Genomic DNA, 851 nt, shown 5'->3' with positions numbered 1-851 from the left:
AAGTCTAGTGATGATGGCAAAGAGGTCACACCCGTTCCCATACCGAACACGGAAGTTAAGCTCTTTAGCGCCGATGGTAGTTGGGGGCTTCCCCCTGTGAGAGTAGGACGTCGCTAGGCATAATACCCAGGAGGATTAGCTCAGCTGGGAGAGCATCTGCCTTACAAGCAGAGGGTCGGCGGTTCGAGCCCGTCATCCTCCACCATATGCCGGTTTAGCTCAGCAGGTAGAGCAACTGACTTGTAATCAGTAGGTCGTGGGTTCGATTCCTATAGCCGGCACCATTTTTTCGAGCCATTAGCTCAGTTGGTAGAGCATCTGACTTTTAATCAGAGGGTCGAAGGTTCGAGTCCTTCATGGCTCACCATTTTTAAATAATAATAAGCGGGTGTGGCGGAATTGGCAGACGCACTAGACTTAGGATCTAGCGCCGCAAGGCGTGGGGGTTCGACTCCCTTCACCCGCACCATTATTTTCATTGCCAGATAAAAAAAGCTTATGCACATGCGGAAGTAGTTCAGTGGTAGAACACCACCTTGCCAAGGTGGGGGTCGCGAGTTCGAACCTCGTCTTCCGCTCCAAATGTGCCGGGGTGGCGGAACTGGCAGACGCACAGGACTTAAAATCCTGCGGTAGGTGACTACCGTACCGGTTCGATTCCGGTCCTCGGCACCATTTTAAATGCGCCCGTAGCTCAATTGGATAGAGCGTCTGACTACGGATCAGAAGGTTATGGGTTCGACTCCTGTCGGGCGCGCCATAAGAACAACGGGAAGTAGCTCAGCTTGGTAGAGCACTTGGTTTGGGACCAAGGGGTCGCAGGTTCGAATCCTGTCTTCCCGACCATTTCC

8 tRNA genes and 1 rRNA gene are annotated in these 851 nt (G+C 52.8%); all 9 read left to right on the top strand.

The features are described from left to right. The first annotated feature begins 3 nt into the window (after positions 1-3). Positions 4-119: ribosomal RNA gene (rrf, locus tag NY607_RS24220) — 5S ribosomal RNA — on the top strand. Between the two features lie 10 nt (positions 120-129). Beyond that, a tRNA-Val gene (locus NY607_RS24215) sits at positions 130-205 on the top strand. Between the two features lie 3 nt (positions 206-208). Then, a tRNA-Thr gene (locus tag NY607_RS24210) sits at positions 209-284 on the top strand. A gap of 7 nt (positions 285-291) precedes the next feature. Continuing rightward, positions 292-367 (top strand) — tRNA-Lys (locus tag NY607_RS24205). Positions 368-384: 17 nt separating this feature from the next. Then, positions 385-469 (top strand) — tRNA-Leu (locus NY607_RS24200). 37 nt (positions 470-506) lie between these two features. Beyond that, positions 507-581: transfer RNA gene (locus NY607_RS24195), tRNA-Gly, on the top strand. 5 nt (positions 582-586) lie between these two features. Further along, positions 587-675: transfer RNA gene (locus NY607_RS24190), tRNA-Leu, on the top strand. A gap of 8 nt (positions 676-683) precedes the next feature. Continuing rightward, positions 684-760: transfer RNA gene (locus NY607_RS24185), tRNA-Arg, on the top strand. A gap of 9 nt (positions 761-769) precedes the next feature. Further along, positions 770-846 (top strand) — tRNA-Pro (locus NY607_RS24180). Positions 847-851: the final 5 nt, after the last annotated feature.

The sequence above is a fragment of the Lysinibacillus sp. A4 genome, from assembly GCF_024919535.1.
Classification (GTDB): Bacteria; Bacillota; Bacilli; order Bacillales_A; family Planococcaceae; genus Lysinibacillus; species Lysinibacillus capsici.
This window is presented reverse-complemented; position numbering and strand designations above follow the sequence as displayed.